17 protein-coding genes and 2 tRNA genes are annotated in these 13,755 nt (G+C 62.4%); 2 read left to right on the forward strand and 17 right to left on the reverse strand.

Translation table 11 applies throughout. The annotated features are described in order from the left end of the window. Positions 1-3 precede the first annotated feature (3 nt). Both ABLU67_RS14305 and ABLU67_RS14310 read left to right on the forward strand, forming a co-directional pair. Positions 4-80, forward strand: a tRNA-Met gene (locus tag ABLU67_RS14305). A 47-nt stretch (positions 81-127) separates the two neighbouring features. Then, a tRNA-Met gene (locus tag ABLU67_RS14310) sits at positions 128-204 on the forward strand. Positions 205-303: 99 nt separating this feature from the next. Here ABLU67_RS14310 and cobT read toward each other — a convergent pair. The 17 genes from cobT to ABLU67_RS14395 form a co-directional block, all read right to left on the reverse strand. After that, positions 304-1,359 (reverse strand): nicotinate-nucleotide--dimethylbenzimidazole phosphoribosyltransferase, encoded by a 1,056-nt coding sequence (gene cobT, locus ABLU67_RS14315; RefSeq protein WP_148851475.1) that lies wholly within the window; start codon positions 1,357-1,359, stop codon positions 304-306. A 74-nt stretch (positions 1,360-1,433) separates the two neighbouring features. Next, the gene (gene cobU / locus ABLU67_RS14320) at positions 1,434-1,979 is read right to left on the reverse strand and encodes a bifunctional adenosylcobinamide kinase/adenosylcobinamide-phosphate guanylyltransferase (RefSeq protein WP_004853703.1); all 546 of its coding nucleotides are present in this window, start codon (positions 1,977-1,979) and stop codon (positions 1,434-1,436) included. Further along, positions 1,973-3,496, reverse strand: coding sequence for a cobyric acid synthase (locus ABLU67_RS14325; protein WP_064378224.1), 1,524 nt, complete (start codon positions 3,494-3,496; stop codon positions 1,973-1,975). Before ABLU67_RS14325 ends, cobU begins: the two co-directional genes overlap by 7 nt. Further along, the gene (locus ABLU67_RS14330) at positions 3,493-4,308 is read right to left on the reverse strand and encodes an energy-coupling factor ABC transporter ATP-binding protein (protein WP_014226625.1); all 816 of its coding nucleotides are present in this window, start codon (positions 4,306-4,308) and stop codon (positions 3,493-3,495) included. Before ABLU67_RS14330 ends, ABLU67_RS14325 begins: the two co-directional genes overlap by 4 nt. A gap of 8 nt (positions 4,309-4,316) precedes the next feature. Continuing rightward, positions 4,317-4,994, reverse strand: coding sequence for an energy-coupling factor ABC transporter transmembrane protein (locus tag ABLU67_RS14335; RefSeq protein WP_014226626.1), 678 nt, complete (start codon positions 4,992-4,994; stop codon positions 4,317-4,319). Further along, positions 4,981-5,262 (reverse strand): energy-coupling factor ABC transporter substrate-binding protein, encoded by a 282-nt coding sequence (locus ABLU67_RS14340; protein ID WP_004133685.1) that lies wholly within the window; start codon positions 5,260-5,262, stop codon positions 4,981-4,983. The genes ABLU67_RS14335 and ABLU67_RS14340 overlap by 14 nt, the downstream gene beginning before the upstream one ends. A 1-nt stretch (position 5,263) precedes the next feature. After that, positions 5,264-6,001, reverse strand: coding sequence for a cobalt ECF transporter S component CbiM (gene cbiM, locus ABLU67_RS14345; RefSeq protein ID WP_004124457.1), 738 nt, complete (start codon positions 5,999-6,001; stop codon positions 5,264-5,266). Beyond that, entirely contained in the window at positions 5,998-6,711 is a 714-nt protein-coding gene (locus tag ABLU67_RS14350; protein ID WP_032751062.1) for a cobalt-factor II C(20)-methyltransferase, read from the reverse strand. The genes cbiM and ABLU67_RS14350 overlap by 4 nt, the downstream gene beginning before the upstream one ends. Beyond that, the gene (locus ABLU67_RS14355; protein WP_032751063.1) at positions 6,708-7,502 is read right to left on the reverse strand and encodes a sirohydrochlorin cobaltochelatase; all 795 of its coding nucleotides are present in this window, start codon (positions 7,500-7,502) and stop codon (positions 6,708-6,710) included. The genes ABLU67_RS14350 and ABLU67_RS14355 overlap by 4 nt, the downstream gene beginning before the upstream one ends. Before the next feature lie 10 nt (positions 7,503-7,512). Further along, positions 7,513-8,298: a cobalt-precorrin-6A reductase gene (locus ABLU67_RS14360; RefSeq protein WP_025107437.1), complete on the reverse strand. Its 786-nt coding sequence runs from the start codon at positions 8,296-8,298 to the stop codon at positions 7,513-7,515. Further along, entirely contained in the window at positions 8,295-9,020 is a 726-nt protein-coding gene (locus ABLU67_RS14365) for a precorrin-3B C(17)-methyltransferase (RefSeq protein WP_004105101.1), read from the reverse strand. The genes ABLU67_RS14360 and ABLU67_RS14365 overlap by 4 nt, the downstream gene beginning before the upstream one ends. Continuing rightward, positions 9,020-10,075, reverse strand: coding sequence for a cobalt-precorrin 5A hydrolase (gene cbiG / locus ABLU67_RS14370; RefSeq protein WP_025107436.1), 1,056 nt, complete (start codon positions 10,073-10,075; stop codon positions 9,020-9,022). Before cbiG ends, ABLU67_RS14365 begins: the two co-directional genes overlap by 1 nt. Then, on the reverse strand, positions 10,056-10,829 hold the full coding sequence (locus ABLU67_RS14375; protein ID WP_064374722.1) for a cobalt-precorrin-4 methyltransferase: 774 nt from the start codon (positions 10,827-10,829) through the stop codon (positions 10,056-10,058). The genes cbiG and ABLU67_RS14375 overlap by 20 nt, the downstream gene beginning before the upstream one ends. Next, complete coding sequence (locus tag ABLU67_RS14380; RefSeq protein ID WP_025107435.1) at positions 10,822-11,391, reverse strand: decarboxylating cobalt-precorrin-6B (C(15))-methyltransferase; 570 nt, start codon at positions 11,389-11,391, stop codon at positions 10,822-10,824. Before ABLU67_RS14380 ends, ABLU67_RS14375 begins: the two co-directional genes overlap by 8 nt. Then, on the reverse strand, positions 11,381-11,986 hold the full coding sequence (locus tag ABLU67_RS14385) for a cobalt-precorrin-7 (C(5))-methyltransferase (protein WP_025107434.1): 606 nt from the start codon (positions 11,984-11,986) through the stop codon (positions 11,381-11,383). Before ABLU67_RS14385 ends, ABLU67_RS14380 begins: the two co-directional genes overlap by 11 nt. Then, positions 11,980-13,119, reverse strand: coding sequence for a cobalt-precorrin-5B (C(1))-methyltransferase CbiD (gene cbiD, locus ABLU67_RS14390; protein WP_047722980.1), 1,140 nt, complete (start codon positions 13,117-13,119; stop codon positions 11,980-11,982). The genes ABLU67_RS14385 and cbiD overlap by 7 nt, the downstream gene beginning before the upstream one ends. Further along, positions 13,116-13,748, reverse strand: coding sequence for a cobalt-precorrin-8 methylmutase (locus ABLU67_RS14395; RefSeq protein ID WP_004133657.1), 633 nt, complete (start codon positions 13,746-13,748; stop codon positions 13,116-13,118). The genes cbiD and ABLU67_RS14395 overlap by 4 nt, the downstream gene beginning before the upstream one ends. Between the last annotated feature and the right edge of the window lie 7 nt (positions 13,749-13,755).

The raw sequence follows: 13,755 nt of genomic DNA on the forward strand, positions 1-13,755 counted from the left end.
GGACGCGGGGTGGAGCAGCCTGGTAGCTCGTCGGGCTCATAACCCGAAGGTCGTCAGTTCAAATCTGGCCCCCGCAACCAATTAAAATCAGAGAAGTAACGTTACTCGATGGAAGAGTAATGACGGACGCGGGGTGGAGCAGCCTGGTAGCTCGTCGGGCTCATAACCCGAAGGTCGTCGGTTCAAATCCGGCCCCCGCAACCAACATCATAAACACCCTCAAGGGTGTTTTTTTGTTTCTGCGCTGCGCAAAATCTTATACCTGATTCAGGGAACGGCGCAGCGCCGCTCCCCGGCCCTTTTTCAGCCCTTCGGCAACACAATATTGCTCGCCGCCAGCATGCCCATCTCGTGATACATCGCGCAGGCCGCTTCCACGATCGGCATCGCCAGCGCCGCGCCGCTGCCTTCGCCCAGGCGCATCCCCATGTTGAGATACGGCTCCAGCTCCAGGTGCATCAGCGCCGTACGCGCCCCCTTCTCCGCCGAATAGTGGGACGGGATCAGATAGGGTTTCACTTCCGGCGCAATTCGGCACGCCGCCAGCGCCGCCGCGTAGGAGAGGAAGCCATCGAGCACCACCGGAAGGCCGCAGGAGGCCGCGCCCAGCATCACGCCCGTCATCCCCAATAAATCAAAACCGCCCACTTTTGCCAGCACGTCGAAACCATCGTTCGGGTCAGGCCGGTTGACGGCGATAGCCCGGCGCACCACTTCCACTTTATTAGCGACCTTCGCCAACGGCAGATTAGCGCCAATCCCGACCACCTCCTGGGCATCGCTGCCGGTCAGAACGCTGACAATTGCCGCCGCCGGGGTGGTATTGGCCATTCCGAGCTCCCCGACGCCAAACAGGGTGACGCCATCCTGCGCCAGCCCTCGGGTATAGCGCATCACCTCCAGCAGCAGCTCTTCCGCCTGGCCGCGGCGCATTGCCGGACCGACGGCGATATTGCCGCAGCCGCGCGCCACGCGCATGTTGATAACGCCCGGAATCAGCTCAGCATCGATCCCGACATCAATCACGTGCATTTTCGCGCCCGCCTGCGCCGCCAGCACGCAAACGCCGGTTTTCCCCAGCGTCATATTCGCCGCCTGGATGGCGGTCACCGCTTTCGGCGAGATGGCGACCCCTTCGTCCCACACGCCGTGGTCGGCGCACATCACCAGCAGCGCCTTCTTTTTCACCTGCGGCACGCCGTCAAGACCGGGCATACCCGCCAGCTGTACGGCAAGATCTTCAAGGCGTCCAAGGCTTCCGGGCGGCTTCAGCAGGCCGTCGATATGAAGCCGGGCGCGCGCCATCGCGCTTTCATCAGGCGCCGGGATCGCGCCCAGTAGAGAGGTTAAGCTTTGCATAGAGGTTCTCGTCTTGTTGGCTGGCTCATGGCAGAGCCAGCAGGAAGAATAACGCCCGGTACGGCGCGCCTGGCCTATTTGATTTTTACGCCAATGCCCGACACCACCAGCCACACCTCGTCCGCCGCCGCCGCCAGGCGCTGGTTGACGCGCCCGGCGATGTCGCGGAAATGGCGGGCCAGACGGTTTTCCGGCACAATCCCCATCCCCACTTCGTTGGTCACCAGCACCACGCGGGCCGGGCAGCGCTGGCAGGCGGCAATCAGTACCGCGATTTCGGCGTCGATCGCCCGCTCCATCGCCGCATAATCCCAGTCGTCCGGCGCGCTGTCGCCCCCCAGCGCAAACAGCAGGTTGGTTACCATGGTGGTGATACATTCCAGCAAAATCGCCTCCTCCGGGGCGATATCCGGGGTGATCAGTTCATCAAGCTGCTGCCAGCGCTCGGCGGTGCGCCAGTGCGCGGGCCTGCCGTCGCGGTGGTGCTGGATCCTCGCCGCCATCTCGTCATCAAAGATCTGCGAGGTGGCGATATAGAGTACCTGCGGCGCATGGGCGATCAGCGCTTCGGCATGGCGGCTTTTACCGCTGCGCGCCCCGCCGGTCACTAAAGTCAGCATACGGGCTCCTGATGTTGGCGCATGATGGCGTAGATTTTTTCAATATCAATATGCTGACGCATCGCGTCCGCCAGCAGATCGAACTGGCGAGATTTATACTGCGCATACTCGAAATCGCTATCCAGCGCCGCCAGCCCTTTACGCTGGCGCAGGCCGTTAACCAGCGCGCGGGTAAATGCATCGCTATCGAACAGGCCGTGCAGATAGGTGCCAAACGCCAGGCCGTCATCGCTGACCGCGCCGTCCGCCACGCTCAGGCCGCCTTTATGTAATTGCATCAGCGAACGGCAGCCGTCGCGCAGCTCGGTTTCGCCCATATGAATTTCGTAGCCGCTTACCGCCAGCCCCGCCGTTGCCGCCAGCCACGCCGGCAGCGCCGGAGCCAGAGTCGCCGTTACCTGGGTGGTCGTTTTGCTGTGCGCAAAGTGGGTGACGGTATTGAGCAACCCCAGCCCCGGCTGGGTGCCAAGCCCCGACTCCACCTCATCGATTATGGTTTCGCCGAGCATCTGGTAGCCGCCGCAGATCCCCAGCACCGGTACGCCCTGGCGCCGGGCCTGCAGTACCGCGTGCGCCATGCCGCTCTCGCGCAGCCAGCCCAGGTCGCCGAGCGTATTTTTACTGCCCGGCAGGATAATCATATCCACGCCCGCCAGCTCCTGGGGCTGGCGAACATAGCGGACGCGGACGTCCGGCTGCGCCGCCAGCGCGTTGAAATCGGTAAAATTGGCGATGTGCGGCACCTGTATCACGGCAATCTCAATATCACGCCTGTCGGTACGCAGATATTTCCCTTTTTGCAGCGCGACTCCGTCCTCATCTTCAAGATCGACGTCCAGCCACGGCATGACGCCGAGCACCGGGACGCCGGTGAGCGCTTCTATCTGCTCGATCCCGGAATACAGCAGCGCCACGTCGCCGCGAAATTTATTGATAATCACCCCTTTGACCCGCGCGCGCTCGCGGTCATGCAGCAGCGCGAGCGTGCCGTAGATGGAGGCGAATACGCCGCCGCGATCGATATCCGCCACGAGGATCACCGGGCACTGGGCCATCTCGGCCATGCCCATATTGACGATGTCGCGATCGCGCAGGTTGATCTCCGCCGGACTGCCCGCCCCTTCCAGCACCAGTACATCATGTTCGGCGGCCAGGCTGTTATAAACCGCGAGGATCTGTTCGCGCAGGCGCGGCTTGTATTCGTGATAGCTCACCGCGTCCATATCGGTCGCCACTTTGCCCATCAGCACCACCTGCGCTTTACGGTCGCTGGTTGGCTTAAGCAGCACCGGGTTCATGCGCACATCCGGGGTAATGCCCGCCGCTTCGGCCTGGAAAATCTGCGCGCGGCCCATCTCTTTGCCATCCGGCGTGATACCGGAATTAAGCGCCATATTCTGCGATTTAAACGGCGCGGTGCGCTGCCCGTCCTGATAAAAGATGCGGCACAGCCCCGCGACCAGCACGCTTTTGCCGACGTCGGAAGCGGTGCCCTGTAACATAATTGCCAGCGTCATGACGCCTCCTTCATCGCGTTGTTTCGCATCCGCGTAAAAAATTCTTCTTCGGTTTTACACAGCGGCAGCCCGAGCTGCGCGTGCAGTTTCACCAGCCACGGCTGGGTGAGCCCGGCCTGGGCCATCAGTTCGCTGCGGGCAAACACCTCCCCGGGTTCGCCATGCGCCAGCACTTCGCCGCGGCGTAACACGTAAACCGCATCGCTGATTTCATAGATCAGATCGATATCGTGGCTGGAGATCGCCACGTGGTTGCCCCGATCGGCAATGCGCTTAATGATGTCGATCATCTGCGCGCGTCCCGAGGGATCGAGCCCCGCCGTCGGCTCGTCGAGCAGTAAATAGCGCGCCTGCAGCACCAGCGCGCCGGCTATCGCCACGCGCTTTTTCTGCCCGTGGCTCAGGCACTGAATCGGCTGGTGACGAAACCCCTGGGCATCGACGAGAGTCAGGGCATCGTCCACCCGGCGGGCAATTTCCTCTTCCGCAACCCCCAGGTTACGCAGGCTAAAGGCGATATCGCTGTCGATATCGGTATAGAAAATCTGCTGGTCCGGGTCCTGAAAAACGGTCGCCACCTGCTGACGCAGCGCCAGCAGGCCGCGTTTGCTGTAGTCCAGCGGTTTTCCCTGCCACAGCACCGCCCCGCTCTGCGGGCGCAGCAGACCGCTCAGGTTCATAAACAGCGTGGATTTTCCGCAGCCGTTCGCCCCCACCAGTCCGGTCACCGCGTGACGGGAAAAATCCAGCGTCAGCCCCTTCAGCACCGGCTCGTCCTGATAGCGAAACCAGAGATCGGTCGTGGCAAGCATACTTATCCTTAGAGGTGAAAGTCACCCTGATACAGTTTGATATCCAGCGTGGTGCTCATCTGCTGGTAGCGGATCATCACCCGGGTAAACAGCAGCCCTACCAGCATCGCCAGCGAACGATAGCCCTTCGGCACGCTACGGTAGCCAAAACGTAATGTTTGCGCACGATGAATCGCCAGCGCTTCGTCTAACAGAATAAAAATAAAGCGCCAGGTTAGCAGGATTTGCTCGGTCAGCAGCCGCGGCACCCGCCCGCGCTTGAGCAGCACAATAAGCTGCGGGAACGGCAGATTCAGCACCAGCCAGAAGGTGGACGCCAGCGCCGCCAGGCTGCGCCAGAAGGTCTGATTGGCGGTCGTCAGCCCCTCCGACGTGATGCCCAGCCAGACGCTGCCCAGCGGCAGGCTCAGCAGCAGATCCTGCGGATTGCGGCTGACGCTAAACAGAATGGTCAGCACGCCGATCAGCAGGAAGCCAAACGGCAGCGCCATCCAGCGGCACCAGCGCCACGGCGAGACCCGCAGCAGCCAGCAGGTTAAGGCGGCAATCAGCGCCATTTCGATACCCTGCCCCAGCGGAGGCAGGGTAAAGGCCAGCACCATCAGCAGCAGCCAGAACAGGAACTTGCGCTCCGGCGCGACGTGAAACCAGCGGCTCTGATAGCTAAGTCGGTCAAACCCGGTCATCACGGCGCTGTCTGCCTTTGCTGTAGCCCAGAATATAGAAAATCACCGCCGCGCCGAGGGAGCCCTGGAGCGTAAACAGCAGGCTCTCAATTTCTCCACTCGCCGGTTCGTACAGCGGCTGGAACCACGGCTCATAGTGCGGCGCGACCACCTGAATCTGGCTCTCCGCCTCGCCGTCCGAACCGCCAAACTCGCCGCCGTGATCGACAAAGAACGGCAGGATCACCAGCGCCACCACCATGGCTAACAATATCAGCGTCTTTTTCATGTTAATGCCCCTGTGCGGTAATCAGCTGACGTTTGGTCAACTGGTCGTAGATCATGACGGTTAACAGTCCTTCAGCAATGGCGATCGGGATCTGGGTCAGGCAGAAGATCCCCATAAACTTGACGATCGATCCGGTCGCGCCGGCGGTCGGATCCGGGAAGGCCACGCCGAGCTGTACGGAGGTGACAAAGTAGGTCACCAGATCCGCCAGCATCGCGCAGAGAAACACCCCGACATCGCGGCGAATGCCCGCGCGGCAGGCCATTTTCCACACCATATAGCCGACCACCGGCCCGATGACCGCCATCGACATCCCGTTCGCGCCGAGCGTCGTCAGCCCGCCGTGCGCCAGCAGCAGCGCCTGGAACAGCAGCACGATGGCGCCAAGGATCGCCACCACGCCAGGCCCGAAGAGAATCACCGCCAGGCCGACGCCGGTCGGGTGCGAACAGCTACCGGTCACGGAAGGAATTTTCAGCGCCGAGAGGACAAAAATAAACGCCCCGCACAGCGCCAGCAGCACCTTCTGGTTGTTATCTTCCTGCACGATGCGGCGCAGGCGCACCAGCCCGTACCACAGGCAGGGTAAAAACAGCAGCCACCATGCCAGGGCCCACATCGGCGGTAAAAACCCCTCCATAATGTGCATCGCGAAAGCCTTTTCGGGTACCACTATCAGCAATAGCGCCGCGGCTAACCCGCTGAAAGACAGCTGTTTTAGCTGTTGTTCAAGTTTCATTCTGCATACTCCCACTGTTTATTGACCAGAATGGTCGAGAAATAGGGCAGCGGCTGGTCGTCGCTGACGTCACGGAGATGGCGCCAGCACTGCTCGCCCGGCAGCGTGGCTTCGGACATCATCAGCGCGGCATCCAGCAGACCGTTTTTCGCCAGCAGCGCTTTGATGCGGGGAAACCGCCCGTACACTTTCATCAGCACCAGGCTTTCATGCTGGCGCAGCGCCTGCTCGATTTCCGTTTCCGGCGCGGTGCAGGAGATCACCGCCAGCGACTGCTGCTCCATGGCCAGCGGCGTTTTTGAACGCGCGGCAATGGCGGCGAAAGAGGTGACGCCGGGAACAATCTCCAGCCACTCCGGGCTGCCGATACGCTGGAGTAAGAACACCCAGGTGCTGAACAGCATGGCGTCGCCGAGGGTAATAAACCCGACCTGCTTGCCCGCCTCCACTTCCTGCACCAGCGCGGCGGCGACCTCATCCCATACCGCCTCTTTTTCCGCGCTGTCGGCGCTCATCGGGAAATGGCAGCAGCGCACTTCGGTCCGTTCGCCGATATACTCCCGCACGATGGAGAGCGCGAGGCTGTCGCCGCCTTTACGTCCGGCGGGCGCGTAGAGAATGTCCAGCTTGCCCAGCACCCGCGCCGCGCGCACGGTGATCAGGTCGGCGGCGCCAGGGCCGGTACTCAGGGCATACAGTTTGCCGCTCATGCCGCCTCCTCCATCGCCAGGCTCAGCGCCTGCTGCAGGTGAGCGACGAACATTGCGCGCACCGCCGGATTCTCTCCCAGCCCGTTCAGCCACGGCGTCGCCGTGATACCGGCGGCGTTGAACAGCGTTTTCCAGGAGTCCTCTTCGTCCGAGGCCATATCGTTAATGGCGTGATCGCCGGCCACCAGCATCAGCGGCATCAGGTGCACGCCCTTCACCCCCTGCCGGCGCAGGCTGTCGATAAGAATATCGACTTCCGGATAGCTCTCGACCGCGCCGACCCGCGCCGGAAACCCCTTCGCCGTCATCATATGGTCCAGACAGGCGTAGGCGGCGAAAGCGTGATGGCTGGCGCCGTGGCCCATAAAGACCACCGTTTCATCGGCGGCAAGCGGCGGCATCTGCTGGCGCAGCGCCTGCATCAGCTGGACATAATCATTATGGCTGCTCAGCAGCGGCGCCCCCAGCGTCAGGCGGAGGAACAGCGGGCGCAGGCTCTGCACTTCGCGGACGATCTTTTCATATTCATCGCCGTTGATAATGTGCAGCGACTGAATCGCCACATCCTGGTAGCCCTGCTCGGCCAGCTTCTGCAACGCCTGCAGCGGCGTATCAATCTCGATACCGTCGCGCTGCTTGAGCTTGCGGATAATCATCCCGGAGGTGAAGGCGCGAAAGGTGTCGCGGTCCGGGCAGCTGGCCGCCAGCTCGCGCTCGCAGGCGACGATATTCTTTTCACAGGTGTCGGGATAGCTGGTGCCAAAACTGACCACCAGAAGCGCTTTTTTCATTTCGGACTCCTTAAGCAGCGGCCAGCCAGCGCGCTAAGCGCCGGGCAAAGGCAGCCTGACTTTCCAGTAATTCTTCACCGGTCACCAGCGGTGCCGGGCGCGTAATCACGATGCAGGGGATACCGGCATCCAGACAGGGTTGTACTTTTTCCTGATAGCCGCCTTCGGCGCCGGAGGCCTTAGTGATCACCACATCGGCCCGGCACTGGCGGTAGAAAGCGGCGTTGAACTCGGCGCTGAACGGCCCGCACAGGGCGAAGATCTCGCCAACGCCGAACCCCAGTCCGGCGCACTGGGCGATGACATCGGCGACCGGCAACACCCGGGCCAACAGCGTTTTTTCGCCTAATCCCGCCCGCCAGCGCGCCAGATCTTTGCTTCCGGTGGTGAGCAGCACGCGCTGGCCGAAGCGCCGCGCCACCTCGCAGGCCTGTTCAATGCTCTCCACGGTATAGAGCAGCGGATGCGTCAGGCCGCTCAGCTGTTCAGGGCGCTGATAGCGGCTCAGCAGCACGCCGGCGGTTTCGCAGGCCCGGACGATATTGCGGCTCACCGCTTCGGCATAGGGGTGCGAAGCATCGATCACCCAGCGGGTCCGGTTAGCCTTCAGCCAGGCGATCATCTCCTCCAGCTCGAGACGCCCGCAGCGCACCTGGCCGCGAATGTCTCCCGCCAGCTGCTGGCCGGTGGGCGTCGCCACCGACAGGGTGTATTTAACCTGCGCCGCGTCAAGCTGCTGGCACAGCGCCCGCGCGTCGCTGGTTCCGCCCATCACCAGCACCTCGCCGTGGCTCACAGCACGTAGCCTCGTGGGGTGATCATCAGGCCATCCTGGATATACGTCGCTTTGTTGCCAACGATCACCAGGCTGGTCATATCGACCGGTGCAAAATCCATCTCCCCCAGGGTGGTCAGCCATTTCTCCTGTTTTTTACGTCCGGCGGACTTCACGACCCCCACCGGAGTCTGCGCGCTTTTGCTGGCCGACAGCAGCTCAAAGGCGCGCGCCAGATGGCCCTCGCGGCCGCGGCTGCGCGGATTGTAAAAACAGATCACGAAGTCGGCTTCCCCGGCGGCGACAATACGCTTTTCAATCACCGGCCACGGTGTCAGCAGGTCGCTGAGGCTGATATGGCAGAAGTCGTGCATCAGCGGCGCGCCCAGCAGCGAGGCGGCGGCGATGCTGGCGGTCATCCCCGGGATCAGGCGGACTTCCACATCCAGCTTCTGCTTGCTGACCAGCTCAAGCACCAGTCCGGCCATGCCGTAAATACCGGCGTCGCCGCTGCTGATCAGCGCCACGTTATGCCCGGCCTGCGCCAGCTCAATCGCCGCCTGGCAGCGCTCAATCTCTTTGCACATGCCGGTTTTGATCACCTGCTTATCGCCGGTAAAGGCTTTCACCAGGTGCGTGTAGGTTTTATAGCCAACGACGATTTCCGCCGCCTGCAGCGCTTCAATGGCTTCCATGGTCATCATGGACTGCGAGCCAGGGCCGATTCCGATTACGCTTAACATCAGTGTGAAACTCCCAAAGTGATAGTGACGCCCTGTTCGCGCAGGGTTTCGCCCAACAGTTGCCCATGGCTCAGCAGCCAGGCCGCCGGGCCGGATACGCTCCCCACGCCGACGGTTTTTCTGACGAACGATGAGGCGGGGAAATGGTGCTCATGCTCGCGCAGCGCATCAGCGGGAAAGGTTTCGAACGGTACGCGACAGCAGGAGGCCAGCTGAATCAGCCCCTGCTCGTGCTTCTTCAGCGTCACGCTGCCGATGGCTTTCAGCGCCAGCGGATCCAGGCGCTGCGCCTCAAGCTGGCGCGCCAGCAGCGCTGCTAACAGCGGGAATGGCGTATCGCGACGGCAGCCAATTCCGGCGACCACCCGCTGCGGCACCAGCTTCCAGTGCAGCACGGCGATGGCCGGCAGCTCGTTGCGCAGCGTGACGCAGACCAGCGCGTCCAGCTCGGGAAGCTGGTGCAGATCGGTCACGGTGATAAATCCCCGCCGGTCGCAGCGGCTGACGTCTTCATCCAACTCGTCGTCCCACCACAGGCCGACGCGCTGCTGGCTGACCAGCATCTGGTTGACGGTTTTCACCGCCGCGCGGAAGTCGCTCATCCTGGCATTAAGCTGGAATGCCAGGGTATCCAGCGCCGCCATCTCGTTGACATCGGTGGCGGTGGTGATCACCGGGTCGGCGCCGAGCATCCCGGCCAGATAGCGGCTGAGGGCATTCGCGCCCCCCGCGTGGCCGGAAAGCAGGCTAATAACGTGCTGGCCGCGCTCGTCAATCACCACCACCGCCGGGTCGCTGAACTTGTCATTCACCAGCGGGGCCAGTACGCGTACCGCGATCCCGGTGGCGCCGATGAAAATCAGCGCCGAATAGCTGCTGAAGGCCTCGCGCGCGGCGCTGGCAAAACCGTTTTCAAAGGGGAGAAACCCCTCTTCCAGCAGCTTCTCGCTGGTAAAGCAGGTTAACGGCAGCATCGCCGCCAGCCGTTTCGCCAGCCGCACGCCGCCAGGGGTCAGGCAGAAAAGCGCGATTGATTCAGGCTTTACGGTATTCATGGCTAAAGTCCGCCGCGTAGAGTTTTGAGTAGTGATACTCAGAGCCCAGGAAATTCCCGACCAGAATGAGCGCCGTTTTGCGGATCCCCGCCTCGCGCACCTTGTCGCCGATATCCGCCAGGGTACCGCGTACGGTCTGGCTTTCCGGCCAGGTCGCTTTGTAGATCACCGCCACCGGCGTGGTTGCCGGATAGCCGCCTTCCATCAGGCGCTCCGCCACCCGGTGAATGCGCTGTACGGAAAGGTAAATCGCCATCGAGGTCTGGTGGCTGGCAAACGACTCAAGCTGCTCGCGCTCCGGCACCGGCGTGCGCCCTTCGAGGCGGGTAATAATCAGGCTCTGGGAGACTTCCGGGACGGTGTATTCGACGCCAAGCTCCGCCGCGGCGCCCAGAAACGCGCTGACGCCCGGCACCACCTGCCAGTCGATGCCGCGTTTGGTCAGCTCTTCGCCCTGCTCGCGGACCGAGCCGTACAGCGACACGTCCCCGGTCTGTAACCGCACCACCGTTTTCCCGGCGTTAACCCCGGCTTCCATCAGGTCGAGAATTTGCGCCAGATGCAGTTCGGCGCTGTCGTGACACTCGGCGCCGGGCGGACAGTACTCCAGCAGCGCGGTGTTTATCAGCGACCCGGCGTAGATCACCACCTGGGCCTGCTGGAGCAAGCGGTAGCCCTTGAGGGTAATCAGCTCACGGTCGCCCGGCCCTGCTCCAACGAACCACACACAACGGGGGTCAAATGTCTCAGCCATGGTTTTCTTCCTTCTGACAGGCGATAACAAAAACGGGATTATTCGGTTTGAAATAGTGGCCGCTGCCCAGCGCGGTCAGCGATGAAACGTTCAGCTGCAGGCAATCAATCTGCGTAATTCCCCGCTGCCGCAGATAGTCGAGAGCGGCGTTCAGGTTCTCCTGCAGGATAAAGGTCATCACCAGGCGACCGCCGGGGTAGAGCTGCTGCCACGACCAGTCAATGAGCTCGTCGAGGCGGCCGCCGCTGCCGCCCATAAAAATGGCGTCGGCCCGCTCGGTGATCACCATCGGCGCTTCGCCGGGCAGGATCTCAATGTTGCCGCAGGCGAAATGCTGGCGGTTTTCGTCCAGCAGCTGCAGGGCCGCGGGATTGCGTTCGACCGCCGTTACCTGCAGCGAGGGGTACTGCAGCGCCGCCTCAATCGACACGCTGCCGGTACCGGCGCCGATATCAATCAGGTGGCTTGCCCGGTGTAGCTCAAGTTTGGCCAGCGCCAGCGCGCGAACCGCCTCTTTGGTCATCGGCACCTTCTCGCCGCGCAGAAAAAGCTCATCTTTCATCGAGGATCACCACCGCGTTCATCTCATATTCGCCGTCGACCTCACTGACCGGTAGCCAGCGGATCCGCTCGTTATCCATCGCCAGATTTTCGCCAATCACCATCCAGCGATACCCTTTACCCCGCGCCGCCAGCTGGGCGGCGATTTCCCGCGGCCCGCAGCGCCCGTCGGTCACCATCGCCACCTTGCGCTGGCGAGCCAGCTCATCAAAACAGACGTCCCGCCCGTGGCTGCTGGTCAGCCAGATATCGTTCATATCGATACCGGCCTTCGCGCAGAGATACTGCACCGCGCTGATGCCGGGGATAATGCGCACGCGCTCGATGCCAAAGTGGGCGATCAGCCGCGTACCGATGCCGTAAAACAGCGGGTCGCCGGAGGCCAGCACCACCACCTTCTGCGCTTCGCGTTCGCCGAGCCATACCAGCAGTTCGGCAATATTGGCGCCCAGCGCAAACCGTTCGCCGTCAAACTCAGGGAACTGCTGTAAATGCCGCTTGCCGCCCACCAGCGCGTCCGCGCTGGCGACCGCGTCCCGCGCCGCCGGCGTCATCAGATGCAGGCCTGACGGGCCCATGCCGACGACCGTTAACATGCCATCTCCCGCGCAATCTCGACGATCGGCCGATTGCTGCCGAGGACCTTGTTATCAAAGGAGAACATGATGGCGTCGCAGACGGGCGGCGTTTTGGTAAAGCGCAGCATCTGCATCACCCGCAGGCAGATGCGTTCGGCAAGATGATGATAGATATGCTGAAAACCGTACGCGTCGATGTGCTCCATCGCCGCTTCGGTGGTATCGCATTCGCTCACCAGCTGCAGCAGCGCCAGCGGCGCGCCCAGCAGCGCCAGATGCGCGACCAGGGTTTCCATCCGCGCATCGGCGATATGGCTGTGGGTGTGGAAGATCCCGGCGGCGACTTTAATCAGCTTGCCGGGATGGCCAATCAGCACGATCTGGCGGAACCCGAGGCGCACGGCCTCTTCAATCATGTAGCCGACGAAGTTGCTCATGGTGACCACCACCTGCGCATCAATGCCCATCTGCTCGCGTACAAAGCGCTCGCCGTGGTTGCCTGGCACCAGCACTACCCGCTCCAGCCCCGCCGCGCGCTTAATTTCCAGCTCCAGCGACAGCGAACGCTTCCAGCTCTCCTCCGACATCGGCGTCACGATACCGGTGGTGCCGATAATCGAGATGCCGCCCAGGATCCCCAGCCGCGAGTTATAGGTTTTCTGCGCCCGCGCCTCGCCTTCCGGGGCGAAAATCTCTACCGTCGCCCCGCGCGACGGGCCAATCGCTTCGCGCACCGCCGACTCGATGGTGTGGCGTGGGGTGCGGTTAATCGCCGGGCTGCCGATGGGCAGGCCGATCCCTTTGCGGGTGACCGTGCCGACGCCTTCGCCGCCGCGCAGGGTAATCTCGCCGGAATCGTCGAGCGTTACGCGGGCGAAAATCAGCATCCCGTGGGTGGCATCAACATCATCGCCGCCGTCTTTACGGATGGCGGCGATCGCCTGCTGCCCTTCAACGTGCGGCGACTCGACGTTAAGGCACAGAGTGACGCCGGAAGGGGTGACAATGGAGACCTGATGAATCAGATGCTGACGCATCACCATCAGCGCCGCGACCTTTGCTGCCGCCGTGGCGCAGGATCCGGTGGTATAGCCTTTGCGCAGCGCCTTGCCGTTGTGCCATACCGGGGCGTCAAAGGATTGCTCGCTCATCGCGCCCCCTGTAAGTGGTACAAAATGGCGTTGACGATGGCGGCGGCGACGTTGCTGCCGCCTTTACGACCCAGCGCGGCGATGCCCGGCAGGCCGCTCTGCGTCAGGGCCTCTTTCGACTCCGCCGCGCCGACGAAACCGACCGGCACGCCAATCACGCCGTTGACCGCGACGTCATGCTCCAGCAGACGAAACAGCGCGGTGGGCGCATTGCCGAAAACAAACACCTTCTCGCCCTCTTCGGCGACCGCGATATCAACCGCCGCCATCGAGCGGGTCATCCCCTGCGCTTTGGCCTCCGCCACCACCCGCGGATCGCTGATATAGCAGCGGCACTCGCCGCCGAATTTCGCCAGCAGGGTTTTATTGATCCCGGACAGGGCCATGGTGGTATCGGTATAAAGCGTGCAGGGCTGGCTCAGGGCGGCGCTCAAGCGCGGAAGCACGTCGGGCGAAAACCACAGGATATCCAGCCAGTCAAAATCAGCGGTGGTGTGGATCACCCGCTTGATAATGGCTTCGTGCAGCGGGCTGGCAAAGCGGTAGTCCGGGCGGGTCTGCGCAATAATGTCGCCAATAATGTCGAAGCTTTTCGCCTCAATCGCCTGCGGTTGCTGGATATAGTGCATTCATTTG

This window comes from Klebsiella sp. GN_Kp190 (assembly GCF_040061795.1).
GTDB lineage: Bacteria > Pseudomonadota > Gammaproteobacteria > Enterobacterales > Enterobacteriaceae > Klebsiella > Klebsiella michiganensis.

What these genes read in the sequence shown, in the direction of transcription:
- cobT (WP_148851475.1), bottom strand. Translation starts at nt 1,359, where the DNA reads ATGCAAAGCTTAACCTCTCTACTGGGCGCGATCCCGGCGCCTGATGAA.
- cobU (WP_004853703.1), bottom strand. Translation starts at nt 1,979, where the DNA reads ATGCTGACTTTAGTGACCGGCGGGGCGCGCAGCGGTAAAAGCCGCCAT.
- ABLU67_RS14325 (WP_064378224.1), bottom strand. Translation starts at nt 3,496, where the DNA reads ATGACGCTGGCAATTATGTTACAGGGCACCGCTTCCGACGTCGGCAAA.
- ABLU67_RS14330 (WP_014226625.1), bottom strand. Translation starts at nt 4,308, where the DNA reads ATGCTTGCCACGACCGATCTCTGGTTTCGCTATCAGGACGAGCCGGTG.
- ABLU67_RS14335 (WP_014226626.1), bottom strand. Translation starts at nt 4,994, where the DNA reads ATGACCGGGTTTGACCGACTTAGCTATCAGAGCCGCTGGTTTCACGTC.
- ABLU67_RS14340 (WP_004133685.1), bottom strand. Translation starts at nt 5,262, where the DNA reads ATGAAAAAGACGCTGATATTGTTAGCCATGGTGGTGGCGCTGGTGATC.
- cbiM (WP_004124457.1), bottom strand. Translation starts at nt 6,001, where the DNA reads ATGAAACTTGAACAACAGCTAAAACAGCTGTCTTTCAGCGGGTTAGCC.
- ABLU67_RS14350 (WP_032751062.1), bottom strand. Translation starts at nt 6,711, where the DNA reads ATGAGCGGCAAACTGTATGCCCTGAGTACCGGCCCTGGCGCCGCCGAC.
- ABLU67_RS14355 (WP_032751063.1), bottom strand. Translation starts at nt 7,502, where the DNA reads ATGAAAAAAGCGCTTCTGGTGGTCAGTTTTGGCACCAGCTATCCCGAC.
- ABLU67_RS14365 (WP_004105101.1), bottom strand. Translation starts at nt 9,020, where the DNA reads ATGTTAAGCGTAATCGGAATCGGCCCTGGCTCGCAGTCCATGATGACC.
- cbiG (WP_025107436.1), bottom strand. Translation starts at nt 10,075, where the DNA reads ATGAATACCGTAAAGCCTGAATCAATCGCGCTTTTCTGCCTGACCCCT.
- ABLU67_RS14375 (WP_064374722.1), bottom strand. Translation starts at nt 10,829, where the DNA reads ATGGCTGAGACATTTGACCCCCGTTGTGTGTGGTTCGTTGGAGCAGGG.
- ABLU67_RS14380 (WP_025107435.1), bottom strand. Translation starts at nt 11,391, where the DNA reads ATGAAAGATGAGCTTTTTCTGCGCGGCGAGAAGGTGCCGATGACCAAA.
- ABLU67_RS14385 (WP_025107434.1), bottom strand. Translation starts at nt 11,986, where the DNA reads ATGTTAACGGTCGTCGGCATGGGCCCGTCAGGCCTGCATCTGATGACG.
- cbiD (WP_047722980.1), bottom strand. Translation starts at nt 13,119, where the DNA reads ATGAGCGAGCAATCCTTTGACGCCCCGGTATGGCACAACGGCAAGGCG.
- ABLU67_RS14395 (WP_004133657.1), bottom strand. Translation starts at nt 13,748, where the DNA reads ATGCACTATATCCAGCAACCGCAGGCGATTGAGGCGAAAAGCTTCGAC.